Raw genomic sequence first — 23,454 nt, 5'->3', positions numbered from 1 at the left:
AAAGCAAAAAGCCGTCATTGGGATCACTTTAATGATCCCATGGCGGCTTTTACGCTTCTTTCTCAATGTGACAGTTCTTCAGCACGCTTGACGCACTTTTCATCTGCTTCATGAATAATCGAAGCAAGATTGAGTTCTTTGAAGGTGTTAATGGCTTCAATGGTAGTACCGCCCTTGGAGGCAACTTCATTGATGAACTCTTCAATCGGCTTGCCGGCATTCTGTTTCAGCAGGTTGCCGGATCCAATCACAGTCTGCACAAGCAGGGCACGGGCAGCTTCCTCATCAATGCCGCGGGATACAGCATCCTTGAGAATGCACTCAATGAAGTAATACACATAGGCAGGCACAGAACCATGAACAGCCACAATCGCATTCATCTGCTCCTCCGGAATGGTGCGGGCAACACCCATGCCGGCAAACATCTGGAAGATGAAGTCATATTCATCTGCCTTGCAGTTCTCAGACTTGCACAGGGCAGTGGAGCCTTCCCCGATCTGTAATGGTGTATTCGGCATGGCCCGGATGACCTGTGTATCTTTGCCAAGGATATTCTGGATATGGGCAATGGACAGCCCTGTCACAATAGACAGCAGGCATTCCGGTTTATGCTCTTTCAGCTTTTCCAGCACGGCATCAGCCTGGGTAGGATTGACGGCAAGCAGAACGATATGGGCATTTTCAGCCACATCTGCCTCATCCTCTGCCAGCCCGAAGCGTTCTCCTCTGGCTGTCTTCATATTGGTATCATGGTGGTCATACACAACCAGCTGATATCTTTCCAGATACTCCTTGGCAACAGCACCGCGGGCAATTGCCATACCCATGTGGCCGCAGCCGATAAAACCAAGCATGTACTTCTTCGTTGTTCTCATCTGATTTCTCCTTTCCCTTCCAGGTGATATGTATAGGTTGTCAGAGCCTGCAGTCCCATCGGACCGCGGGCATGCAGTTTCTGGGTAGAAATACCAATCTCGGCACCAAGTCCGAATTCAAAGCCATCGGTAAACCGGGTAGAGGCATTGTGATAGACACAGGCACTGTCAACCCCGGCAAAGAACAGCTCTTTTTCAGCATCATTCTCGGTGATGATGGCATCGGAATGATGGGTGCCATGCTTTTCGATATGTTCGATTGCTGAAAGCGTATCCTTCACAACGCCCACATTCATGATGAGATCGTTATATTCGGTATCAAAGCTGTCTTCTCTGGCTGGAATAATCAGGTCACTGAGCGCACAGCTCTGCGCATCGCCATACATGGTGACACCATGCGCATGCATGATGGCGGCAATGTGTGGAATATATGCTGTGGCAATCTGTTTTTCTACCAGCAGTGTCTCCATGGCATTGCATACCGATGGACGCTGACACTTGGCATTGACGATGATCCTGTCTGCCATTTCTGGCTGCGCTGTATTTTCCACATACACATGGCACACACCGGCTCCGGTTTCAATCACCGGCACTTTGGCATTGGCAACCACTGCCTGAATCAGTCTTCTGGATCCTCTGGGAATCAATACATCAATCGATTCCCGTGCCTGCATCAGGGCATCTGTTTCCTCATGGGAGATCGGATCACACAGCATGATGCTGTCTTCAGAAACACCATTGTCATGCAGTGCTTTCTTGACACAGGCTATGATGGCATTTGATGAACGCCATGCCTCTTTGCCGCCTTTGAGCACACAGGCATTGCCTGCTTTCAGACACAATGCTGCACAGTCTGCAGTCACATTGGGCCGTGCTTCATAGATAATTGCCACCACACCAAGCGGTACGGAAATCTTCTGCAGATGAATACCGCTCTTGAGTACTCTGTCTTCCAGGATAATGTTTAACGGATCTGCCAGGTCTATCAGTTTTTCAATGCCAACAGCCATCTGCTCAATGCGGGCCTCATCCAGGGCAAGCCGGTCCAGCATGGACTGGCGCATTCCGTTTTTCTTTGCCTCGGCCATATCCTGTTGGTTAGCTTCAAGAATGGGCTCTGTATGATTGCGCAGATTTTCCGCAAAATCTTTCAGGATCTGATTGCGCATTGAAAGGGGAAGCTGTCTGACTTTCCTTGATGCCTGCTTTGCTCTGGCTGCCTGTTCCAGTACTTTCATTTTGCATCTCCAATCTCAAACAGTGTACCGCGCTGATGGCCGTCACTGATGTCATACAGAATATGAGGATCTTCGCCCGAGGCAATGATGACCGGGATGTGCTGCTTTGCGGCAATGGATACGGCATGCAGCTTGGTTACCATGCCGCCGGTGCCGTTTTCAGTATGGGAGCCGCCGGCTGCCTTGATCACCGCATCCAGATCATGCACGACCGGAATCAGCCGTGCCTCCGGATGAATGCTGGGATCGGCTTCATAGAGCCCTTCGATATCAGACAGAATAATCAGCAGATCTGCATCACAAAGACAAGCCACCACAGCAGAGAGGGTGTCATTGTCACCATAGACGATTTCTTCGGTGGCAATGGAGTCATTCTCATTGATGATCGGAATGGCATGGGTTTTGAGCAGTTCCTGGAAGGTCGCAATCACGTTGTTGCGGGCCTCTTCATTTTCGGTCACATCTTTGGTCAGCAGCAGCTGAGCAGTCGTGGATCCGTACTCCATGAAATAGCGGTCATAGATCGACATAAGCTCGCACTGGCCGATGGCCGCAGCTGCCTGCTTGCCAGCTATGGTAGCCGGCCGCTTCCCCCAGCCGATTTTATGGGCACCGACCATGATGGCACCGGATGTCACCAGAATCACATCATGGCCTTCATTTTTCAGATCTGTCAGAATTCTGGCAAAACGCTCAATTTTGCGCAGATTCAGCGTGCCGTCGCTGCGGCAGATTGTTGATGTGCCGACTTTGACAACAATACGTTTCCATGCGTTCATGAAATACCTCTTTCCTGTTGTGTCTTATTATACACACCTGCCTGATACACCTGTGCAGAGTCTTTGCAAAAATAGTAAGATAAGGCCATGAGAATACTGGAGTGCTGGATCGAACATCCCGTTCGTTCCATCGATCGAACATTTACCTATTTATGCACAGAGGAAGTACAGCCGCTGTGCCGTGTCATGGTTGATTTCAATCACCGCCGCACCATCGGCTTTGTGGAAAGTGTACAGGAAACACAGGAATCATCATCCCAGATTGCAAAGCGGCTTGGCTATCAGGTGAAAATGGTGTCTTCCGTGCTGGACCATGAACCTTTGCTTTCTGAGGAACTCCATGAGCTGGCCTTTGCCATGAAAGAAATGACACTGTCTCCCACCATATCCTGTTTTTCATGCATGCTGCCGGGCATCATCAAGCCATCTCTTTCTGCCAGTGAGAAAAGGGCAGTTACAGAGCGCTGGGTCAAAGTCTCAGATCAGGAAACATCCTTGACACCAAAGCAGCTGGAAGCCTGGCAGTATGTACAGGCTGCCGGCCGCATGCCATACCATCTGCTGCGCCAGAAATATCCCAATCAGGCCAGGAAGCTCATTGAGCTTGGTGCTTTAGTGGTGGAAGAAGTACAGCGGCAGAGTGAAGAGGTACAGATACAGTGCAGACCAGGCCTGCAGTTAACACCTGCCCAGCAGAAAGCCATGGATGAGATACTTTCTCATCCGGATGGTGTAACCCTGCTGCGGGGTGCTACAGGCTCTGGCAAGACGGAAATCTATCTGCACCTTGCGGCCAGACAGCTAGCCCTTGGCAGACAGGTATTGATCCTGGTGCCGGAAATCTCTTTGACACCACAGATGGTGGAGCGGGTGACTTCCCGCTTTGGCACAGCGGCTGCCATCTATCACAGCGGCCTCAATGCTCAGCAGAAATATGAGCAGTATCTTAAAGTGAGATCCGGCAGGGCGGGCATTGTTGTCGGTACGCGCAGTGCTGTCTTTCTGCCCTTTGTCAATCTTGGCCTGATTGTGATGGATGAAGAACATGATAGCTCCTACAAACAGGACAGCATGCCAGCCTATCACTGCCGCGATATTGCCATATGGCGCGGAAAATACCATCACTGCATGGTTCTGCTTGGCTCTGCCACACCATCCTTGGATTCCTATGCAAGGGCACTGCGCGGGGTATACCATCTTGTCGAGCTGGATGAAAGAATCAACCAGCAGCCGGCCCGTGTTTCAATCATTGACATGAAACAGGAAATGAAGGCTGGAGGAGACGGCATTATCTCCCGTCCTCTGCAGGAAAAGATGGCAGCGGTGCTTGCGGCAAAGAAGCGGGTCATTCTGATGCTGAACAGAAGGGGCTATAGCCCCCAGCTGCGCTGCCGTTCCTGCGGGGAAGTGATTCTCTGCCCGCATTGTGAGCTGGCCATGGCATACCACCGGGATGAACGCCTGCTGAAATGCCATGCCTGCGGTACCGTGATGAAAGTGCCGCAGCGCTGTCCCTCCTGCGGGGCACAGGAGGGTTTCATGACCTATGGCTTTGGCACGGAAAAACTGGAAGAAGAAGTACACCGCCTGTTTACTTCTGCCCGTACCATCCGTATGGATGCCGATACCACTTCCCGCAAGGATGCTCATCAGAAACTGCTGGCTGCTTTTGGCAGAGGCGAGGCAGACATACTGCTTGGCACCCAGATGATTGCCAAGGGACTGGATTATCCCGATGTCACGCTGGTAGGTGTCATCAATGGTGATGCCGGTATGGCCAGAAATGATTTCCGCAGCTGTGAGAGTGCCTTCGATCTGCTGATGCAGGCAGCCGGCCGCAGCGGGAGAGGGGAAGATGCCGGGGAAGCCGTATACCAGGTCTTTGATCCGGATCACTATGCTGTACAGTGTGCGGCCAGACAGGACTACCGTTCCTTCTTTCAGCATGAAATGCAGTTCCGCCATGCCGGCCAGTATCCTCCCTATACCTATCTCATCTCTTTGACTGTGGCCAGTGCCAATGAACGCCAGGCCATGCGGGATGCTGTATGGCTGCGGGAAAATCTGCATGGAAACTATAAAACGATCGGTGTTATTTCACTTTTGAAGCTGCGGGATCTTTTCCGCTGCCGGGTGATTCTCAAAGGAAAGAATCTGGAGGAAATGCGCCATGATACGGCAGCACTGCTGCAAAGTGACAGCAGCGGCCGCATCAACCGCATCAAGGTGGATGTCAATCCACTTGTACTGGAGTAGCTATGGATACAAGAAAACAAGCATATGAAATACTCTGCCGGGTAGAAAAGGACAATGCCTATGCCGGCCTGCTGCTGCGCCATGTACAGGCAGACAGCAGGGAAATGGCCCAGATCACGGCCATGGTTTATGAAACGCTTCGCAATCAGTATCTGTTGGAAGCACAGTGGCACCCGTATATACAGCACAAGGTGCGCCGGGAAACAGCCGTTCTGCTCAATCTTGGTGTCTGTCAGCTGTTTTTCATGGATGGCGTGCCAGCCTATGCGGCCATTAACAGCACCGTATCTCTGGCAGGCAGGAAGGAGCGCGGCTTTGTCAATGCTGTGCTGCGCAAAGTACAGCAGGCTGGCCTGCAGATGCTACCGGATGATTTTGAACATGCCGGCATCCGTTACAGCCATCCCCAGTGGCTGCTGCAGATGTGGAAAGCACATTATGGCAAAGACAAGGCACTTGAAATTGCAAAAGCAGACCAGCAGCCATCCCATGTCTATGGCCGCATCAATACATTAAAACAGGGTGAAGATCTGCGCCTTGATCCCCGCTGCCACTTCGTCAATGATCTATCCTTTACGGCCGATTTCCCGCTTGCCTCTGATCCCATGCTTTCAGAAGGAAAGTATGTCATTCAGGATGTACATTCGGCCATGGTGCCGCTGCTATTGGATGTCAAACCCGGCATGAAGGTGCTGGATGTATGTGCAGCTCCCGGCACCAAGACGCAGGAAACGGCAATGCTGATGGAAAACAAAGGCGAGATCACAGCCTGTGATCTGTATCCGGCCCGCTGTGAACTGATTGATCAGCTGATGCAGCGCACCGGTGTCAGTATCGTAAAGACATGTGTGCATGATGGCAGGAAAGAATGGGAAAACAATCCCAGATTTGACCGCATCCTGCTGGATGCACCGTGCTCTGGCTTGGGCGATCTGTCCCATAAGCCGGAGATCCGCTATCGGGTAAGTCCGCAAAGTCTGGATGAGATTGTCAGGACACAGAAAGAGATTCTGGATGCCATTGCACCATTGCTTGCGGAATGCGGCATTCTTGTCTACAGTACGTGTACATTGAATCGCAAGGAGAATGAGGCACAGATCCACGCCTTTTTGCAGCGGCATCCGGAGTATCAGCTGCTCAAGGAAAAGACATGGTTTCCAACAGATGGGGATGGCTTTTATGCAGCACAGCTAATCCGAGAAGAGAAACAGAAAAGATCATAAAAAACATGGTAGAATAGCGGCGTATGCAGACAATATATGATTTTGATTTAAAAGGATTAGAAGAGATGCTTGGCACCCTGGGCCAGAAGCCATACCGTGCAAAGCAGCTTTTTAATTGGCTCTATCGTAAAAGAGCAAAGACATTTGATGAAATGAGCGATCTGCCGGCAGCTTTGATCCAGGAGCTGAAGCAGCGTTTTGTGATCATGCCGCTGAAGGAAATTGACCGTCAGGTTGCTCATGATGGTACGATGAAATTCCTGTTTGAGATGCAGGATGGTTCCAGTGTGGAAAGTGTGCTGATGCACTTTGCCTATGGTGAGAGCCTGTGTGTATCTTCACAGGTTGGCTGCAACATGGCCTGCACATTCTGTGCCTCCGGCCTGTTGAAGAAGCAGCGCAGCCTCACCGCTGGAGAGATGGCTGGTGAAGCCATGTTTGTGCAGGAGCTGCTGGATGAAGATCAGCGCCGGCTCGACAACATTGTTATCATGGGCACCGGGGAACCGTTTGATAACTATGACAATGTGATGCGCTTCTGTGCCATCATCAACTCAGATCATGGCCTGGCCATCGGAGCCCGCCATATTACGATCAGTACCTGCGGCATTGTGCCCCGCATCAATGATTTTGCGGATGCGCATCTGCAGTACAACCTGGCTGTTTCCCTGCATGCCAGCAATGATGCATTGCGGCGCAAACTGATGCCGATTGACAAGGCATATCCGATGGATCAGCTGATAGCCGCATTGAAGAGGTACAGTGAGAACAACCACCGCCGGCTGACGTTTGAATACATTCTGCTGCGCAATGTGAATGACCGGGATGAAAATGCCATTGAACTGGCCAATCTGATCCGGGGCATGAATGCCTATGTCAATCTGATTCCCTACAATGAGGTGGATGAAAACGGCTACCGTACAACTGACGCAAAGACAGCACTGCATTTCTATGATGTGCTGATGAAGCATGGCGTCAAGGCTACCCTGCGTACAAAGCATGGCGATGATATTGATGCGGCATGCGGACAGCTGCGGGCAAAGCATGAAAGGGAAAAAGAAGCACAATGAAGTATTACGGCCTGACCGACCGCGGCAAGATGCGGAAAACCAATCAGGACAGCTATGTCATCGCCTGCAATGAAGCAGGGGATGTTTTCGCACTTGTGTGTGATGGCATTGGCGGCAATCTCGGCGGAGATGTTGCCAGCCGTATGGCGGTCAGCTGGTTTTCCGTTGCTTTCTCTGAGAACAAGGGCTTTGCAGGGGAAGATGATGCCCGTGCCTTCATTGCCAATGGCATCCGTACGGTGAACAAGCAGATCTATGATCTGGGCCAGTCCCGTCCGGATCTGCATGGCATGGGCACAACCCTGTGCGGGGCAATGCTGACAAGGGTGGGGCGTTTCATCGTCAATGTCGGTGATTCCCGCGCCTATGGCTTTAAAAACAATGGTGAATTCCGGCAGCTGACCATGGATCATACACTTGTCAATGACATGATCATGCATGGTGAGCTGACCAAGGAGCAGGCGAAAACATTCCCACGCAAGAATGTGCTGACCAATGCGGTTGGCGTATGGGAAAGTGTGCGCAGTGATATTGATGTGCATCATGAAGATCTCAATGGGATTCTATTGTGTTCGGACGGCCTGCATTCATATGTGGATGAGGCAAAGATCCGCTCTATCGTTCTGGACAAGGAATTTGATCCGGCACTGCGCTCCCGCAAGCTGGTCAAGGCAAGTCTGGATGCAGGTGGATTTGACAATGTGACGGTGATTCTGATTGATCTGGAAGAGGGTGACATGATATGAGCGGCAAGAATATGATCGCCAACCGCTATGAAGTGATTCAGCATATCGGACAGGGAGGCATGGCAGATGTCTTCCTTGCCATTGATACCATTCTCAACCGGCAGGTTGCCATCAAGATCCTGCGTGCCGATCTGTCCACAGATGCGGTCAGTATCCTGCGCTTTGAACGGGAAGCCCAGGCCGCCACAGCCCTTGCCCATCCCAATATCGTGGAAATCTATGATGTCGGTGATTACAAGGGACATCATTATATCGTCATGGAATATGTGCCCGGCAAGACACTGAAACAGATTATCCGGGAAAGAGGACCGCTGCTCAATGAAGAAACAGTAGATATCATGAAGCAGCTTGTCAGTGCTATTTCCGAAGCACACAGCCGCGGCATCATTCACCGTGATATCAAACCGCAGAACGTCATCATCAAATCAGACGGCACCCTGAAGATCCTGGACTTTGGCATTGCTACAGCCAAAGGGTCCATGCAGCTGACCCAGGCAAACAATGTCATGGGATCCGTGCATTACCTTGCCCCGGAGCTTGCCAAGGGTGAGCCGGCAACGGTGCAGTCGGATATCTATGCCCTGGGCATTGTCATGTTTGAGATGCTTACTGGCGATGTGCCATTCAAAGCAGATCAGGCGGTACAGATTGCCCTGATGCATATGCGCGATCCGCTGCCCAATGTCAGACAGATCAATCCCAATGTGCCTCAGCCGATGGAAAACATCATTCTCAAGGCAGCTGCCAAGAATCCGGCTGACCGCTACCAGAGTGCAGCGGATATGCTGGCCGATCTTTCCACGTGTCTGGATCCGGCAAGAGCCAATGAGCCAAGAATTGAAACAAGGCCTTTTGCGGATATCAAAATGGCACAGTCGAAGAGCTTTGATGAAGGCAGACCGGTGGATGAAGATGATGACGATGAGGAAGAAGAGGATGAGGATGCTCTGTTTCCGCATTTTCACCGTAAGGAGAAACAGAAAGAAGAAAAGAAGGACAAGCCAGAGAAGAAGCACCGTTTTCTGCCAAAATTCCTGATTGTGCTTGTGGTATGTGCACTGGCAGCAGCAGGTGTATATGCAGCTGGCCGCAAAGGTTATATTTCACTGCCAGTGGGGCAGACTACGGTCCCTGCTCTGAGCGGGATGAGCCTGGAGGATGCGGCGGCAGCCTGTGAAAAGAGCGGCCTTGTTCTGGATCAGGACAATGTCACATATCAGCTGACCGAAGATACCCAGAAGGACATCATTCTTTCCAGTGATCCTTCTGCCGGTACAAAGGTTGACCGCAAGAGCAGCGTCACGGTGACCGCATCCAGCGGCATTGGTGAAAAGATGGCCGACTATACCGGGCAGGATGTAGATCAGGTGACAGAAGAATTAAAAAAGTATTCCCATCTGACCGTGAAAACAGAGGCCAGAGACAGTGATGAAACACCAGGTACCGTCATTTCACAGGAAGGCATAGCGGCAGGCGATCTGTTTGATCCAGACCAGGACAATACAATGACACTTGTCTATTCTGCCTATGACAGTTTCACCATTCCAACTTCCATTATTGGCATGAACGTCAATTCCGCTGCTTCACTTCTTGAAAGCATGGGTGCCCAGGCATATGCCTCTGAAATTGATCCATCCACGCTGTCTGATGATGAGCTCAAGGAAATCTCCAAAAACAACCTGGTTGGCACAGTCAAGTATTCCACCCCATCTGCCGGCAGTACCTATACGCAGAAGGGAAACAATGCCATTACGCTCTATTACTATTCCTATCAGGATGTATCATCCTCTGATCAAAGCCAGACCCAAAGCAGTGATACAACCGCATCACAGACAGATGGAAACTGATTATGCAGGCAAGAATCATTAAAATCGTATCCCGTGAGTATACCCTGTATACCGAAGAAGGCATGCGGGTAAAAGCCGTTCTGACGGGCAAGATCCGCCTGCAGACAAAACCGGTTGCCGGCGATCTGGTTGAATGTGAACAGATTTCCGGTCAGTGGACCGTACAGAAAATCCTGCCAAGAAAAAGCTATCTTGTCAGACCGGCATGTGCCAATGTCGATCAGGCACTGATCGTCATGAGTACCCATGATCCGGAATTTTCTTCAGCCCTTGTAGACCGGCTGTCTTTCCTGATTGTGCAGGCCCATATCACGCCGGTATTGATTGTGACCAAGTGTGATCTGGGCATGTCGGATGACACGAAACAGGCGATTGAAGAATACGAGCAGGGACCGATGCAGGTTATCCGCTCCACAAAGGATTATCTGGAACCTGCGCTGGCCGATGTACTCAAAGGGAAGATATCTGTTCTGACCGGACAGAGCGGCGCTGGCAAAAGCAGCCTGCTCAATCGGCTGGATCCTTCCTTCCATCTGGCTACCCAGGAGATTTCCAAGGCACTGGGCAGAGGCAAGCATACAACCCGCCACAATGAGCTGCATGCCGTCGCCGGCGGTCTGGTTGCCGATACACCGGGCTTTTCCTCTCTGGATTTCAGCCGCATGGATAAGCATGAACTGGCCGCCTGTGTGCTGGATTTCCAGCCGTATCTTGGCAAATGCCGCTTCAATGACTGCATTCATGAAAATGAGCCGGACTGTGCTGTTAAAAATGCCGTGGCACAGGGGAAAATTCCAGCCCGGCGATATCAGAATTATCTTGATGTATTGAAACTGATTCATACAAGAAGGGAGTACTAACATGATCGTATCACCGTCTGTTTTATCACTCGATTACAGCCGCTTTCCCAGCCAGATCGAAGAGCTCAACAAGTCCGGTGCACAGTGGCTGCACTTCGATGTCATGGATGGTCACTTTGTGCCGAACCTGACATTTGGCCCGGATATTCTCAAAGCCTTTGTACGTACTTCACCACTGTACAAGGATGTACACCTGATGGTAACCGATCCTGCTTTCTTTGCGGATGTCTTTCTGAAGGCAGGCGCAGATCTTGTGACCTTCCACTATGAAGCCATGGAAAATATCACCCAGATGAAGCAGCTGGCAGCTCATATTCATGAAGCCGGCGGCAAAGCCGGGATCGCCATCAAGCCGGCCACAGATCCTGCTGTACTGAAAGATCTTCTCAAAGATTTTGATCTGTTCCTGGTGATGTCTGTCAATCCGGGTTTTGGCGGCCAGAAGTTCATGCCGTCTGCACTGGATAAGATTCATACCCTGCGCACATGGCTCAATGAGGTCCATCCGGATGCCCTGGTGGAAGTGGACGGCGGCATCAATGCGGAAACAGGTGCACAGTGCGCACAGGCTGGTGTCGATGTTCTGGTGGCAGGCTCCTATGTTTTCAAGAATGATATCTGTACTGCCGTCAGGAGTCTGCAGAAATGAAGATAGTCCTGATTGCTTTGAAACTGGCAGATCAGCTGCCGGAAGGAAAAGCAGACCTGATCGGCTGTGACAAGGGAGCACTGACATTAGCAGAGCAGCATCGGCATATGGTATGTGCCGTTGGTGATTTTGACTCTGTCAGAGAAGAAGATATCAGTTTAATTACAAAGTGGAGCGATCAGGTCATCCGTCTGAATCCGATCAAGGATGATTCCGATTCCGAGCATGCTGTTAAGACTGCCATTGATCTGGGATATGATCAGATTGTAATGTGCGGTGCCTTTGGCGGAAGGGCAGACCATGCCCTGGTCAATCTGCGTCTGCTCTGGAAGTATGCAGACTGCCTGGAACTGTGGGATGCTGAAAATGATGCCTATGTCATTGGTCCGGGCCGCCATGAAATCAAAAAGAACGGCTATGATTACATTTCCTTTTTCACCTGGGAAGATGCCGTCATTACACTGTCAGGCTTCAAGTATCCTCTGACAGACCGCACGCTGACATCTTCAGATCTCTATACAGTATCCAATGAAATTCTCAGTGACACGGGCATTGTGGATGTGAAGAAGGGCCGTGTCATGGTGCTGCAGTGCAGAGACTAAAGAAAAGAGCAAAAAAAAGAGAATCCTTCGGGATTCTTTTTCTTAATGCTTACTCAGCAGCAGCTTCAGCTGTCTTTGCCTTCCTGCCTGTTCCCTTCAGTGTCTTGAGAGCACGGGCAGAGATCTTAACGGTCACAGGCTTTCCATCTACGACCATATGAACCTTCTGAAGGTTAACGTTCCACTTGCGGCGAGTTGCGCGCAGGGAGTGTGAACGTCTGTTTCCTGACATAGCTTTCTTACCGGATACGGCACAAACTCTGGACATACCATAACCTCCTTCACATAATGCTAAAATACTTTATCATGCTTCAATTTCATTTGCAACAAAAAACAAAGTCGGCACCCTGCTGGATGGGAAAAATCCTAGGACCTGTGAAGGAAGTGTGATAATATAACTTTTGTTAAGGAAGGGAGCGGCTGGCAAGTGAACGATAAACAGATTTTTGCGGCGGTTGAAGTCAGCGACCATGAGGTGCGCCTGATTGTCGGTGAGTTCTTCAATACCCGTTTTAATATTATTAAAGTAGAACGCGTCGCCTGCAGCGGCTTTGATGGGGTAAAGATTACGGATCCCGCTGCCGTGACCAGTGCCGTGAAGCAGGCAGTGGATAATGCACATAAGATGATTGGCGCGTCAATCAAGAGTGCGATTCTGGCAATGCCATCCTATGGCATGAAGCGTTACAGCTTCAAATCAACCGTGGATATTACCGGTATTGACCAGACTGTAACGGTACAGGATGTGCGCAATGCAATGGCAAAGGCACAGAATATGGATATCGGCAAAGAGTATGCCCTGATCCAGACAGTGAATGTGCGCTACACCGTGAATGGCATTTCTACCCGGCGGATTCCGATCGGTGAGAAGTGTTCTTCGATGTCCGTTGATATTGACCTGCTGTGTGCAAACCGGACATTGTCCTATGAAATGTGCAGCTGTGTGGAAAAGGCCGGCATCAAGATCATGGACATCTTCCTGGATGTTTATGCTGCCGGTAAAGAAGCAGCTCTGTTTGAACAGTCTGTCAATCAGCAGATGATTGTGCTGAAGGTGGAACGTCAGTCAACATCGCTCGGTCTGCTGCGCAAGGGCAGACTGACAACCGCGATGGTCATGCCGATTGGTATTGGCACCATTGCCGGTGCTTTGACAGATCAGTATGCAATCTCTCCGGAAAATGCAGTTGAACTGTTCAAATACAGTGCGGTTCTGAACAATCCGAATCCGTCTGACAATCCGGTTCATATCTGGTCAGCAGGCGGAAAAACACATACAATTACGAAAAAGCAGCTGATTGACTGTGTGATGCCAGGCGTAAATGCATGGGCTTCCTATATCCAAAAAACGTGCGCCCCGATATTGCAAGCAGGCCAGACTGCTGTTATTATTACAGGCGAAGGCGGCGAGACACAGGGGCTTGCAGAGGTGCTTGGTGCAAAGCTGCAGGTCAATGTCCGCAGCTATGTGCCTGATACTCTGGGGGGCAGAAATGCGGGGCTGACAACTTGCCTTGGATTGTTCTATGCATATCAGGATCGTCTGCCGATCACCGGCTATACCGATGACAGCATTGATATGGATGCATTTATCAAGGCTGTATCCTACAGAGATAAGAAAAATGAAGGGAACGCAAAAGAGGACACTTTGACAAGTAAGCTCAAGGGTCTGTTCCTGGATAATAAAAGGTAATGTGAGGTAGAATTTATGGCAGACTTAACGTATAACCAGGTAGCAAAAATCAAGGTTTTCGGCATTGGCGGTGCCGGTGGAAATGCCGTGAACCGGATGGTGCAGGAAGGTGTCCAGGGCGTTGAATTTTATGTAGCCAACACTGATGTACAGGCACTGGATGTTTCGCCTGTTGCGAATAAGATTCAGCTTGGCAAGGAAGGCCTTGGCGCTGGCGGCAATCCTGACAATGGACGCAAAGCAGCAGTGGAGAGCGAGGATGCAATCCGCAAGGCACTGGAAGGCGCAGACATGGTATTCCTGACAGCAGGTCTTGGCGGCGGCACTGGTACAGGTGCTTCTCCTCTGTTTGCCAAGATTGCCAAGGAACTTGGATGTCTGACAGTTGGTATTGTTACCAAACCGTTCTCCTTTGAAGGCAAGCGCAGAATGGTACAGGCTGAGCAGGGTCTGGAACAGCTGAAAGAGTATGTGGATTCCCTGATCATCATTTCCAATAATAAGGTACTGGATGTTATCGGACACATTCCGTTCGAAGATGCATTCAAGGAAGCAGACAATATTCTGCGTCAGGGTGTGCAGACCATTACAGATCTGATTGCAGTTCCGGCAATGATCAACCTCGACTTTGCAGATATCAAGAGTGTCATGCAGGGGCAGGGTTCTGCACTGTTCGGCATTGGCATGGCAGATGGTGAGAATAAGGCTAAGGAAGCTGCTGAGCGTGCCATTCAGTCACCGCTGCTGGAAGCACAGATCAAGGGTGCAAAGAATGCCATTATCAACGTCACCGGCGGTGCCAGCATGTCTGCATATGATGCCAGTGAGGCAGTTGACTATATCCGTGAGGCAGCCGGCAATGATATCGATATCATCTTCGGTGTTGCCATCAACGATAAGATCGGTGATTCCATCATTGTTTCCATCATCGCTACAGGCTTTGACCTGCCGCGTCCGGAAATGATTGAGAGCGATAAGCCGGCTAAGGATACACAGCCGATTATCGGCACCAAGCCTGCTGATCCGGGTGTTGTTCCAGAAACAAATGATGATGACAGTCTGGGCTTCAATTCCTCCTTTGACAGCAATGCCAAGGAAGAGGATGACGATGACGGCATCCCGGGCTTCTTCAAGAGAAACTGACATAAACCGGCTGAGGCCGGTTTTTTTCTGCCTTTTCTGCTTTTTGTACAATTTTACTGTTTTCTGAGCATCCTGCGATTGTATTCTCTGCAAAATGTTATAATACTTGTAAATCTCACAAGAGACTTTTATAGCAAAGGAGACAATAATGGGAATTCTTGAAAATCGTACCGCAATTATCATTGGTGCAAGTTCTGGTGTTGGCTATGGAACGGCACTCCGCTATGCCAAGGAGGGTGCCAATGTCATTGCCGGGGCAAGAAGGCTGAACAAGCTGGAAGAACTTGCCAATGATGCTGAAAAGCGCGGCTTTACAGGTAAGATCACACCGGTGAAATGTGACGTGGATACCGAAGGTGATCTGGACCGTATTCTGGATGCGGCTGTTTCTGCCTATGGAACGGTGGACATTCTTGCCTGCATTGCCCAGGGGGCATTGAATGACCAGCGTGACTTTGAGCATACCGATGCTGCAAATGTGCGAGCATTCATGGAGGGCGGACCGGTATATACCCTGGAAATGATCCAGAAATGCCTGCCATACATGAAGAAACAGCACTATGGACGCATCCTGACATGTGCATCCGGGGCAGGCATCCGCTATACGCCAAATACATGTGCCTATGGCATGGCCAAGGCAGCTATCATCTCATTAACAAAAACGGCTGCCATGGAGCTTGGCAAATATGGCATTACAACAAACTGCTTCCTGCCGGTTGCGACAAATCAGTATTTTGAAAACGGCTCATCAGCAGCCGCCATTCCGGTCAACATCATGAATGCACTGGCACCTACTGGTGTCTTTGGCAAGCCATATGAGGATGTTTCACCGCTGCTGGCTTTCCTTGCCAGTGAGCAGGGATCCTACATCAACGGCCAGATCATTGAGATTGACGGCGGTATGGGACAGGTCAGCCCGGCTACCATCATGGCTGCGTTCGGTGCTATGAAGAAAGATTAAAATGCAAGGAAACAGAGGATCTTCTGCAGCATGCAGGAAGATCCTTTTCTTATGCCTGCTGTCTGGGGGCTGGTTTGCCTGCCAACAGCCATAATGTTATAATTGCACCACTGAAAGGTGATGCAGAAAATATGGATGATTCTTCCTGTTATCCGCTTTTTCAAAAACTGAATAAACTGAATATGAAAGGGTGGCAGAAATGAGCAGTTCAAGTGAATATTTACTGACCCTGATTATACTGGTTGCACTTTCCGGTCTGTTCTCTGCTATTGAAACTGCCTATTCCAGCGTAAACCGGATCCGGCTGAAGAACATGGAAAACGATGGCAACGCCGAAGCAGGTGTTGTCCTGGAAATTCTTGATCATTTCGACCGTTTCCTGACGACGATTCTGATTGGCAACAACATTGTCAATATCGCTTCCGCAACCATCGGCACACTGCTGTTTACCCAATGGCTTGGGTCCACCAACGGACCGACCGTATCGACAATTGTGATCACGATTGTCGTACTGATCTTTGGCGAAATCATGCCGAAAACACTTGCCAGCCGCATGCCGGAGCGCATTGCCGTCCATACGGTAGGATTCGTTCATTTCTGTGAGTTTGTCTTTACCCCGCTGTCTTTTCTCTTCAACCTGCTGCAGAAGCTGATGACACGCTTCATCAAGGTGAAGGATGACGATTCTGACTTCCAGGATGAACTGATTACGATGGTAGACGAGGCTGAAAAAGACGGTGATCTGGAAGAACATGAGAGTGATCTGATCTCAGCTGCCATTGAATTCAATGATCTGGATGTAAAAGATGTTCTCACCCCGCGTGTAGACGTACTGGCGATTGACATTACCACGCCGCCCAACGAGATTGAAAAGACATTCCGCTACAGTTCTTTTTCACGTCTGCCGGTCTATGAGAATTCCATCGACAACATTGTCGGTGTCATTCATGAAAAGGACTTTTATGCCCAGATGAAGTATGAGCACTGCCCGATCCGCAAGATCATCAAGCCGGTGATTTATACAAGCACCAATGTCAAGATTTCGACGCTGCTCAAACAGCTGCAGGGTGCTAAGCTGCATCTTGCTGTGGTGCTGGATGAATATGGCGGCACCCAGGGCATCATTACGCTGGAAGATATCATTGAGGAACTTGTCGGTGAGATCTGGGATGAGCATGACACTGTGAAGGAATACTATCAGAAGATCGATGAGACGACGTATCTGGTCAAGGCAGATGCGGATGCGGATGACATGTTTGAGCGTTTTGGCGTCGATGTGGATGATGAGGATGACGATGATGACTACATCACGGTATCAGGCTGGGCAATCCACGAACTGGAACATATTCCCCGGGTCGGTGAAGAATTTGACTTCAAGAACCTGCATGTCACCATCACAAAAGCTGACCAGCGCAAAGTCATTGAGCTGAAAGTAGAAATCAGAAATCCGCAGAAGAAACAGGAGGAAGAGGAAAAGGAATAATCCTTTTCTTTTCACATCAGTATGCAGCAGTATTTTGCCAATACACCCCTTGTGGTGGGGAACCCATATTTCTTTACAAAGGAACAGGCCCATCATGCCAGTGATGTTGTCCGTCTGCATCAGGAAACCGTCCGTCTTGTGTATGAAGGAAAAGCGTATTTCGGTGTTACCTGTACGATCGACGGAGAGTTTGCGGCCATGGTGGAAAAAGAAGATCCCCAGGTACATGAATGTGCCTGTGAGATGACACTGTGCATGGCTTTGATCCGCCGTGAGAAGTTTGAACTTGTTCTGCAGAAAGCAAGTGAAATCGGCTTTGCCAGAGTCGTTCCGTTTGTTTCAAGCCGCTGTGTGGTGAAGGAAAAACATGACAAAAAGGAACGGGTTGCGGCCCGCTGGCAGTCCATTCTGCTGGAAGGGGCACAGCAGTGCAAGCGCAACCTTGTCCCATCCCTTTCTGAAACCATTCCTTTTGACCATCTGGATCAGGTCCATGCACAGCTCAAAGCAGCAGCCTATGAAAATGCCTATGGCACATCTGAACGGCTTTCCCATCTGTACCATGGCCAGAAGAGCGCTGCCATTGTCATTGGTCCGGAAGGCGGTTTCAGCCCTGATGAGGTACAATGGCTCATGGACCATGGCTATCAGGCCGTAACACTTGGATCCCGCATACTGCGGGCAGAAACAGCCGCAATCTATGCCGGCAGTGTATTGAGCGAGGCAGCAGGAGATCAGAATGAAGTTTTCAGTATGTAATTTAGGCTGCAAAGTGAATGCCTTTGAAGCAGAGAGCATTGCCCACACGCTGGAAGAAGAGGGCTGGCAGAGAGTTGACTTTGAGCAGAACGCCGATGCCGTATTGATCTTCACCTGTGCCGTCACCAACATGGCTGCCCAGAAAAGCAGAAAGATGATGCACCGGGCAAGACGTATCAGTCCCGACGCAGCCATTGCCATGATCGGCTGCTATGCCGAGGTGGCAGATGAGGATCTTGCGGATGCAGATCTGATCATCGGCACCCGTGAAAAGAAGAATGTGCCGCAGCATCTGCAAGAATACATGGAAAATCACCGGCGCATCTCTTTGCGCGGCGGGCTTGACCATCTGACCTTTGATAACCTGGAAACAACCCAGTTTGAAAACCATACCCGCGCCTATCTGAAAGTGCAGGATGGCTGTGGTCAGTTCTGTTCCTATTGCATCATCCCCTATGCCCGCGGCCAGGAAAGATCCATGGCACCGAATGCAGTTGTACAGGAAGCAAAACGTCTTTCTGAAAATTATCCAGAGATCGTGCTGGCCGGCATTCATACCGGCCGCTATGGCAGGGAGTATGGTGTTACCCTTGCCCAGCTGATGCAGCGCATCCTGCAGGGAGCACCGGTTCTGAAACGGCTGCGCATTTCCTCCATTGAACAGAATGAAGTTACCGATGAACTGATTGATCTGATCAGGAAGGAACCGCGCATTGCCCGCCATCTGCATATCCCACTGCAGTCTGGATGTGATACGGTATTGAAACGCATGAGAAGGCCATACGATACGGCTGCCTATTTTGCCAAACTAGAGAAGATCCGTGCAGCAATCCCGGACATTGCCATCTCATGTGATCTGATTGCCGGCTTCCCGGGCGAAACGGAACAGGAGTTTGAAGAAACACTGGCATTCCTGCAGAAATGCCGGTTCTCATTCATTCATGCCTTTCCATACTCCATGCGCCAGGGGACTGTGGCCGCGGGCATGGAGGACCAGATTGATCCGCGCATCAAGAAGGAACGCACCCGCAGGGTCATGGAAATGTCTGAGATGCTCAGTGATTCCTACCAGCAGCAGTGGCTTGACAAAGATGTGCAGGTCATTGTGGAAACACATAAAGACGGATATTCTGTCGGCCATGCGTCGCAGTATTTTCCTGTCAGTATCAGAGGGAGCCTGCCAAGAGGCATGTATGATGTACATGTGCAGGCATATGAATCGCATGCCCTGTATGGCTGCGTGAAGGAGAGCATATGAAACTTTCAGCATTATTCGAGAATGTACCTGATATTGAAATCAAGAGCCTGATGGCAGATTCCCGTACCAAACGGCCGGATTCCATCTTTTTCTGTGTCAAGGGTATCATGAGCGACGGCCACAACTTTGTAGACCAGGCCATTGCCAATGGTGCCAGAGCAATTGTTTACAGTGAACCGCTGGATCATATGCGGGATGATATCGTCTATATCAAAGTCAAGGATGTCACTGCTGCCTTCAATGCCGTAGCAGATGCGTTCTATGGCTATCCAAGCCATGATCTTCTGATGTTCGGCGTGACCGGCACCAACGGCAAATCATCCATCTCCTGCATCATCCGCGACATCATGAACGAGATTGAGCCAACCGGATATATCGGCACTATCTCTATTGAATATGGCAACGTCAAACTGCCGCCGCTGCTGACAACCCCGAACATTGATGATCTCCATGGCATTCTGCGCGATATGGTAGATGCTGGTATGAAGGCATGTGCTCTGGAAGCCAGCTCCATCGGCATCGAGCAGGGCAGGGTGGATGCCATTGACTTTGATGTGGCGGTCTTTACCAACCTGACCCATGACCATCTGGATTACCATGGCACCATGGAAAAGTACTTCCTTGCCAAAAAGAAGCTGTTTGACCATCTCAAGCCGGATGCCATTGCCATCACCAACGTGGATGACCCCTATGGTATGCGGATTGTGGAAGACTGCCCGGCCAGAGTCATTACCTATGGCGTCAACCACAAGGCAGACTATCAGGTAACCAAATACCAGCTGCTTGCCGACAAGACGAGAATTACGCTGAAAATCGGTGACATGGAATATGAAATTGAGACCAACCTGGTTGCCAAGCTCAATGTCTACAATCTTGTGGCAGCGATTGCGGCATGCCATGTCAAAGGAATATCGATCGAGATGATGCTGCCGCAGATCCGGCATCTCAAGCAGATTGAAGGCAGAATGGAGCGCATTGATGAAGGTCAGCCCTTCAACATCATCGTTGACTTTGCCCATACACCGGACGGCATTGAACAGGTATGCCAGTTTGCCAGTGCCATCACGCCAAAGGGCAAGCGCATCATTGCCATCACCGGCAGTGCCGGCAAGCGTGATACCGAGAAGCGTCCCCAGTTCGGTGAGATTCTGGACCGCTATACGGATATGATCATTCTGACGGAAGATGATCCGCGTGATGAAGATCCGATCGAAATTGCACATGAAATTGCGTCCGGCATCAAGAAAACGAATTATATTATTATTGAAGACAGATATGATGCCATCCGTCAGGCAGTTGAACTCGCTGATCCCAACGATACCATCATTATCTTAGGCAAGGGAGATGAAAAGTTCATCTACCGTGAATTCGGACGTGAGCCTTATGAGGGAGACGATGCCATCGCCCGTGAGGTTCTGCATAAATACTATTTCACGCAGGAGGAAGAGGAAAATGAAGAGAAGTAAGTACATCGATCACACGCTGCTCAAGCCGGACACAACCAAGGCACAGATCATTCAGCTCTGCAAGGAAGCCAGAGAATATGACTTCGCGTCGGTATGCGTCAATCCATGCTGGATTGAAACGGCCAGAAAAGAACTTGCCGGAAGTGATGTCAATGTCTGTGTGGTCATTGGCTTCCCGCTTGGTGCCATGACCAGTGCTTCCAAGGTATTTGAGGCAAAAGATGCCATTGAAAGAGGCGCAGATGAGGTCGATATGGTCATCAATGTCGGCTGGCTGAAAGATGGCGATGATGAAGCTGTGACCAATGAGATCAAGGCCGTCAAGGAAGCAGTTGGCAATCATGTTCTCAAGGTAATCATTGAAGCATGCCTGCTTACCAATGATGAAAAAGTCAGAGCATGCCAGGATGCCGAAAAGGCAGGTGCTGACTTTGTCAAGACAAGCACCGGCTTCTCCACAGGTGGAGCAACAGTGGAAGATGTTGCTCTGATGAAGAAGACGGTTGGTGACCGCCTGAAGGTCAAGGCATCCGGTGGTATCCGTACAAAGGAAGCCATGGATGCCATGATTGCGGCAGGTGCAGAAAGAATCGGCACAAGCAACGGCACCAAACTGATGTAAAAAGCAATTGCTTTAACAATACGGGTTTGGTATAATCGTAACGTTGAAACAGAGAGGGGGTTTGGAAGATGGCTAGAGTTGTCGTGAAAGAAAACGAAAACCTTGATGATGCGCTGCGCCGTTTCAAGCGTCAGGTATCCCGCAATGGAACCCTCGCTGAAGCTCGCAAGAGAGAGTACTACGTCAAGCCGGGCGTCAAGAGAAAGCTGAAGTCCGAAGCTGCACGTAAGGCACGCAGAAGAGGCAAGTAAAAAGAAGAAGCGAAAGCTTCTCTTTTTTTATACAATGAAAGAGATACATACAGGAGGCGTACAGCTTTGAAAGAGAAGAGAATACTGGCAGTTGAGGATCTGGGCGCGGATGAAGCAGCAGCTCTGCTTGGGACAAATGACCGCAATCTGCAGATCATCAGTGATGCATTTGATACAAGAGTGAGTTTCCGGGATCATACCTTCATGCTTGATGCATGTGAACAGGATACCCTTTCGCAGATTGAAAAGGTGCTGCAGGCTCTGCGGCAGATCAGCAGTTCTGGAAAAGAAGTCAGTGAGCAGAATGTGCGCTATGCCATCCGCCGCATCCAGTCACACCAGGATGTCCAGTTTTCCAACTTTGAAACCGTGACCGTATGCCGTACATTTTCCGGCCGTCCCATCTATCCCAAGACCCAGGGACAGTACGACTTTGTCAAAGCAATGGCGGAAAAACCGGTTGTTTTTGCCATCGGGCCTGCCGGCACCGGCAAAACGTTCCTGGCAGTCAGTGCTGCCGTTGCTGCACTGAAGAAAGAAGAAGTGCGCCGTATTGTTCTGACCAGACCTGCTGTGGAAGCAGGAGAAAGCCTTGGCTTTCTTCCTGGTGATCTGAAAGAAAAAGTAGATCCATATCTGACCCCTCTCTATGATGCCCTGCATGAATTGCTTGGCAATGAACAGACAGAAAAACTGATGGAGAAGGGAACCATCGAAATTGCACCTTTGGCCTATATGCGCGGCCGCACCCTCAACGATGCCTTTGTCATTCTTGATGAGGCACAGAATACAACCAGTTCCCAGATGAAGATGTTTCTGACAAGACTTGGTTTTCATTCTCATATGGTCATCACAGGAGATGTTACCCAGATTGACCTGAATGAAAGAGTTGAGAGTGGTCTTCTTTCAGCCCGGAGGATCCTGTCCGGCATGGATGATATTGCCATCCTTGAACTCAGTGCTGATGACGTCGTCCGGCATCCATTAGTTCAGAAAATCATTGAAAGATACAGCCGCTTTGAAAGGCATTAAGTCAAGCTGAAAAGAATTGATATCTCATCATTCATTTGTACCAGCAGGAAAACAAATGTATTCCCCCATGATTCCTATTCTTGCAGCATTGAAGATGCATATACTGAAATAATTTAATGGCGAACAAAAAAACGATCTTACGTTGTTGAATGTATCCGGTTACATTGCTATACTAATTAGAAGATCAAGGATTTCTGTAAAAATGTAAAGGAGATTATATGATGGGGCGATATAAGAATGGAGACAGGGGTTATTGGCGCATATAACATTACAAGAACCAGGATGGCTTTTTCAATTTTTGTTATCTAACAGATAGTGCAGGTTTACCCACAATCATGCCAGAAGCCTCAAAAGAAAACGGTTATTCTACTGCGGGAGTTTATGGTCATCATCAATCTTCTGCAGGCACTGCATCTGGTTACTGGAGTCCTGACAGTATTTATGAATCTGGCGTATTACCAGCATCTGACTATCTGAAGTAAGAAAATAAGGGCGGTTTTTCATTGCCCTTGTTTTTTCAAAGGAGTCTATGATGAAAAAGAAAGATGCTGTTTTTGCACAGTGGGTCTATTTATTCTCTGATTGTGGCTTGTTTACGCTAAAAAGATCTCTATATTTGAGTGTTTTGTGGTTTTCAAAAC

22 protein-coding genes are annotated in these 23,454 nt (G+C 49.7%); 18 read left to right on the top strand and 4 right to left on the bottom strand.

Translation table 11 applies throughout. The features are described from left to right. Nucleotides 1–62: 62 nt before the first annotated feature. Genes proC through proB form a run of 3 tightly spaced genes read right to left on the bottom strand, consistent with a single transcriptional unit; the run spans nucleotide 63 to nucleotide 2,892 of the window. On the bottom strand, nucleotides 63–875 hold the full coding sequence (proC, locus tag SOI44_RS04575) for a pyrroline-5-carboxylate reductase (protein WP_331348046.1): 813 nt from the start codon (nucleotides 873–875) through the stop codon (nucleotides 63–65). Beyond that, a complete protein-coding gene (locus SOI44_RS04570) occupies nucleotides 872–2,113 on the bottom strand; it encodes a glutamate-5-semialdehyde dehydrogenase (protein ID WP_331348045.1) in 1,242 nt (413 codons plus the stop codon). Before SOI44_RS04570 ends, proC begins: the two co-directional genes overlap by 4 nt. After that, nucleotides 2,110–2,892 (bottom strand): glutamate 5-kinase, encoded by a 783-nt coding sequence (proB, locus tag SOI44_RS04565; protein WP_331348044.1) that lies wholly within the window; start codon nucleotides 2,890–2,892, stop codon nucleotides 2,110–2,112. The genes SOI44_RS04570 and proB overlap by 4 nt, the downstream gene beginning before the upstream one ends. 87 nt (nucleotides 2,893–2,979) lie before the next feature. Between proB and priA the strand changes: the two genes are divergently transcribed. From priA to SOI44_RS04525, 8 genes are read left to right on the top strand one after another with little or no spacing between them, the layout of a single operon-like run. Then, nucleotides 2,980–5,148: a replication restart helicase PriA gene (priA, locus tag SOI44_RS04560; RefSeq protein WP_331348043.1), complete on the top strand. Its 2,169-nt coding sequence runs from the start codon at nucleotides 2,980–2,982 to the stop codon at nucleotides 5,146–5,148. A 2-nt stretch (nucleotides 5,149–5,150) separates the two neighbouring features. Then, on the top strand, nucleotides 5,151–6,371 hold the full coding sequence (gene rsmB / locus SOI44_RS04555) for a 16S rRNA (cytosine(967)-C(5))-methyltransferase RsmB (protein WP_331348042.1): 1,221 nt from the start codon (nucleotides 5,151–5,153) through the stop codon (nucleotides 6,369–6,371). A gap of 23 nt (nucleotides 6,372–6,394) precedes the next feature. After that, nucleotides 6,395–7,441: a 23S rRNA (adenine(2503)-C(2))-methyltransferase RlmN gene (gene rlmN, locus SOI44_RS04550; protein WP_331348041.1), complete on the top strand. Its 1,047-nt coding sequence runs from the start codon at nucleotides 6,395–6,397 to the stop codon at nucleotides 7,439–7,441. After that, nucleotides 7,438–8,187, top strand: a complete 750-nt coding sequence (locus SOI44_RS04545) for a Stp1/IreP family PP2C-type Ser/Thr phosphatase (RefSeq protein WP_331348040.1) — start codon at nucleotides 7,438–7,440, stop codon at nucleotides 8,185–8,187. Before rlmN ends, SOI44_RS04545 begins: the two co-directional genes overlap by 4 nt. Further along, nucleotides 8,184–10,034, top strand: coding sequence for a Stk1 family PASTA domain-containing Ser/Thr kinase (gene pknB / locus SOI44_RS04540; RefSeq protein ID WP_331348039.1), 1,851 nt, complete (start codon nucleotides 8,184–8,186; stop codon nucleotides 10,032–10,034). Before SOI44_RS04545 ends, pknB begins: the two co-directional genes overlap by 4 nt. A 2-nt stretch (nucleotides 10,035–10,036) precedes the next feature. Continuing rightward, on the top strand, nucleotides 10,037–10,894 hold the full coding sequence (gene rsgA, locus SOI44_RS04535) for a ribosome small subunit-dependent GTPase A (RefSeq protein ID WP_331348038.1): 858 nt from the start codon (nucleotides 10,037–10,039) through the stop codon (nucleotides 10,892–10,894). Between the two features lies 1 nt (nucleotide 10,895). After that, complete coding sequence (gene rpe / locus SOI44_RS04530) at nucleotides 10,896–11,543, top strand: ribulose-phosphate 3-epimerase (protein WP_331348037.1); 648 nt, start codon at nucleotides 10,896–10,898, stop codon at nucleotides 11,541–11,543. Further along, entirely contained in the window at nucleotides 11,540–12,145 is a 606-nt protein-coding gene (locus tag SOI44_RS04525; RefSeq protein ID WP_331348036.1) for a thiamine diphosphokinase, read from the top strand. Before rpe ends, SOI44_RS04525 begins: the two co-directional genes overlap by 4 nt. Nucleotides 12,146–12,194: 49 nt before the next feature. Here SOI44_RS04525 and rpmB read toward each other — a convergent pair whose 3' ends face one another. Then, a complete protein-coding gene (gene rpmB / locus SOI44_RS04520; protein WP_108774045.1) occupies nucleotides 12,195–12,413 on the bottom strand; it encodes a 50S ribosomal protein L28 in 219 nt (72 codons plus the stop codon). Nucleotides 12,414–12,572: 159 nt separating this feature from the next. Here rpmB and SOI44_RS04515 point away from each other — a divergent pair, with 159 nt between their 5' ends. The 10 genes from SOI44_RS04515 (at nucleotide 12,573) to SOI44_RS04470 (ending at nucleotide 22,813) form a co-directional block, all read left to right on the top strand. Beyond that, nucleotides 12,573–13,838, top strand: a complete 1,266-nt coding sequence (locus SOI44_RS04515) for a cell division protein FtsA (RefSeq protein WP_331348035.1) — start codon at nucleotides 12,573–12,575, stop codon at nucleotides 13,836–13,838. Between the two features lie 15 nt (nucleotides 13,839–13,853). Beyond that, nucleotides 13,854–14,981, top strand: coding sequence for a cell division protein FtsZ (gene ftsZ / locus SOI44_RS04510; RefSeq protein ID WP_331348034.1), 1,128 nt, complete (start codon nucleotides 13,854–13,856; stop codon nucleotides 14,979–14,981). Nucleotides 14,982–15,129: 148 nt separating this feature from the next. After that, a complete protein-coding gene (locus SOI44_RS04505; protein WP_331348033.1) occupies nucleotides 15,130–15,942 on the top strand; it encodes an SDR family NAD(P)-dependent oxidoreductase in 813 nt (270 codons plus the stop codon). A 199-nt stretch (nucleotides 15,943–16,141) separates the two neighbouring features. Beyond that, nucleotides 16,142–17,425, top strand: a complete 1,284-nt coding sequence (locus tag SOI44_RS04500) for a hemolysin family protein (protein WP_331348032.1) — start codon at nucleotides 16,142–16,144, stop codon at nucleotides 17,423–17,425. 21 nt (nucleotides 17,426–17,446) lie between these two features. Further along, nucleotides 17,447–18,184, top strand: a complete 738-nt coding sequence (locus SOI44_RS04495) for an RsmE family RNA methyltransferase (protein ID WP_331348031.1) — start codon at nucleotides 17,447–17,449, stop codon at nucleotides 18,182–18,184. Continuing rightward, nucleotides 18,165–19,442, top strand: a complete 1,278-nt coding sequence (gene mtaB, locus SOI44_RS04490; RefSeq protein WP_331348030.1) for a tRNA (N(6)-L-threonylcarbamoyladenosine(37)-C(2))-methylthiotransferase MtaB — start codon at nucleotides 18,165–18,167, stop codon at nucleotides 19,440–19,442. The genes SOI44_RS04495 and mtaB overlap by 20 nt, the downstream gene beginning before the upstream one ends. Then, nucleotides 19,439–20,908 (top strand): UDP-N-acetylmuramoyl-L-alanyl-D-glutamate--2,6-diaminopimelate ligase, encoded by a 1,470-nt coding sequence (locus tag SOI44_RS04485; protein WP_331348029.1) that lies wholly within the window; start codon nucleotides 19,439–19,441, stop codon nucleotides 20,906–20,908. The genes mtaB and SOI44_RS04485 overlap by 4 nt, the downstream gene beginning before the upstream one ends. Next, nucleotides 20,895–21,530 carry a deoxyribose-phosphate aldolase gene (deoC, locus tag SOI44_RS04480; protein WP_331348028.1) on the top strand — a complete coding sequence of 212 codons (636 nt, stop codon included), beginning with the start codon at nucleotides 20,895–20,897 and terminating at the stop codon, nucleotides 21,528–21,530. Before SOI44_RS04485 ends, deoC begins: the two co-directional genes overlap by 14 nt. Before the next feature lie 68 nt (nucleotides 21,531–21,598). Beyond that, entirely contained in the window at nucleotides 21,599–21,781 is a 183-nt protein-coding gene (gene rpsU / locus SOI44_RS04475; protein ID WP_108774035.1) for a 30S ribosomal protein S21, read from the top strand. A gap of 66 nt (nucleotides 21,782–21,847) precedes the next feature. Further along, a complete protein-coding gene (locus tag SOI44_RS04470; protein ID WP_331348027.1) occupies nucleotides 21,848–22,813 on the top strand; it encodes a PhoH family protein in 966 nt (321 codons plus the stop codon). Nucleotides 22,814–23,454: the final 641 nt, after the last annotated feature.

The organism is Lactimicrobium sp. (assembly GCF_036453465.1).
In the GTDB taxonomy this organism is placed as follows: domain Bacteria; phylum Bacillota_I; class Bacilli_A; order Erysipelotrichales; family Erysipelotrichaceae; genus Bulleidia.
The sequence above is the reverse complement of the archived record's forward strand: the minus strand, read 5'-3'. Positions and strand labels throughout refer to the sequence as shown.

Excerpts from the sequence above, each read along its gene's own strand:
- proB (WP_331348044.1), bottom strand. The coding sequence starts at position 2,892 with ATGAACGCATGGAAACGTATTGTTGTCAAAGTCGGCACATCAACAATC.
- rsgA (WP_331348038.1), top strand. The coding sequence starts at position 10,037 with ATGCAGGCAAGAATCATTAAAATCGTATCCCGTGAGTATACCCTGTAT.
- pknB (WP_331348039.1), top strand. The coding sequence starts at position 8,184 with ATGAGCGGCAAGAATATGATCGCCAACCGCTATGAAGTGATTCAGCAT.
- mtaB (WP_331348030.1), top strand. The coding sequence starts at position 18,165 with ATGAAGTTTTCAGTATGTAATTTAGGCTGCAAAGTGAATGCCTTTGAA.
- ftsZ (WP_331348034.1), top strand. The coding sequence starts at position 13,854 with ATGGCAGACTTAACGTATAACCAGGTAGCAAAAATCAAGGTTTTCGGC.
- rpe (WP_331348037.1), top strand. The coding sequence starts at position 10,896 with ATGATCGTATCACCGTCTGTTTTATCACTCGATTACAGCCGCTTTCCC.
- priA (WP_331348043.1), top strand. The coding sequence starts at position 2,980 with ATGAGAATACTGGAGTGCTGGATCGAACATCCCGTTCGTTCCATCGAT.
- SOI44_RS04570 (WP_331348045.1), bottom strand. The coding sequence starts at position 2,113 with ATGAAAGTACTGGAACAGGCAGCCAGAGCAAAGCAGGCATCAAGGAAA.
- SOI44_RS04545 (WP_331348040.1), top strand. The coding sequence starts at position 7,438 with ATGAAGTATTACGGCCTGACCGACCGCGGCAAGATGCGGAAAACCAAT.
- SOI44_RS04495 (WP_331348031.1), top strand. The coding sequence starts at position 17,447 with ATGCAGCAGTATTTTGCCAATACACCCCTTGTGGTGGGGAACCCATAT.
- SOI44_RS04485 (WP_331348029.1), top strand. The coding sequence starts at position 19,439 with ATGAAACTTTCAGCATTATTCGAGAATGTACCTGATATTGAAATCAAG.
- rpsU (WP_108774035.1), top strand. The coding sequence starts at position 21,599 with ATGGCTAGAGTTGTCGTGAAAGAAAACGAAAACCTTGATGATGCGCTG.
- rpmB (WP_108774045.1), bottom strand. The coding sequence starts at position 12,413 with ATGTCCAGAGTTTGTGCCGTATCCGGTAAGAAAGCTATGTCAGGAAAC.
- rlmN (WP_331348041.1), top strand. The coding sequence starts at position 6,395 with ATGCAGACAATATATGATTTTGATTTAAAAGGATTAGAAGAGATGCTT.
- proC (WP_331348046.1), bottom strand. The coding sequence starts at position 875 with ATGAGAACAACGAAGAAGTACATGCTTGGTTTTATCGGCTGCGGCCAC.
- SOI44_RS04505 (WP_331348033.1), top strand. The coding sequence starts at position 15,130 with ATGGGAATTCTTGAAAATCGTACCGCAATTATCATTGGTGCAAGTTCT.
- deoC (WP_331348028.1), top strand. The coding sequence starts at position 20,895 with ATGAAGAGAAGTAAGTACATCGATCACACGCTGCTCAAGCCGGACACA.
- rsmB (WP_331348042.1), top strand. The coding sequence starts at position 5,151 with ATGGATACAAGAAAACAAGCATATGAAATACTCTGCCGGGTAGAAAAG.
- SOI44_RS04525 (WP_331348036.1), top strand. The coding sequence starts at position 11,540 with ATGAAGATAGTCCTGATTGCTTTGAAACTGGCAGATCAGCTGCCGGAA.
- SOI44_RS04500 (WP_331348032.1), top strand. The coding sequence starts at position 16,142 with ATGAGCAGTTCAAGTGAATATTTACTGACCCTGATTATACTGGTTGCA.